The 486-nt window shown below is 47.7% G+C and carries 1 protein-coding gene; it reads left to right on the forward strand.

Annotation, left to right across the window (positions count from 1 at the left end; translation table 11 throughout):
* Positions 1-193 precede the first annotated feature (193 nt).
* Positions 194-486: phage tail protein (locus BN338_RS09885; RefSeq protein WP_039761954.1), on the forward strand; the 293-nt coding region annotated here is incomplete at its 3' end.

Raw genomic sequence — 486 nt, forward strand, 5'->3', positions numbered from 1 at the left:
CTAGGCAGAGAGCAAAGAGACAAAGATCGTTCCACCATTACGCATAATCAAAATGTCACAGTGCATGTCAATGGAGCACGCGATCCCGTTGCCACGGGTCGTGCGGTTGCTCATGCTCTACAACGCACCCGTGCCAATGCACTGCATGGGGGAACAGAATGATTGAGAGAAATACAATGAGGGGAGGGAGCTTATGAGAGATCCTTTGCTGATGTTAGGACCCCATCTTTTTTATGTGGACTGGCTGAATTTCCAATCGTTTGAGGAAGAATTTTCTGCCTCATGGGTTTGCATGAATCGTTTTGGTAGATCGCCTGGTTTGCAATTTACCGGTTATGGCAATGACCCCAAAACCATCCACGGGGTATTGTTTCCAGAAGAGTTTGGGGACCGTGCAGCTCTTGATGCTATCACCACCACCATCAAAAGAGCCAAGCCCGTTCAGATGATCCGTTGGATGAATAATGACAGCTATAGCGCTCTTTT

It is taken from the genome of Bartonella queenslandensis AUST/NH15, assembly GCF_000312585.1.
In the GTDB taxonomy this organism is placed as follows: domain Bacteria; phylum Pseudomonadota; class Alphaproteobacteria; order Rhizobiales; family Rhizobiaceae; genus Bartonella; species Bartonella queenslandensis_A.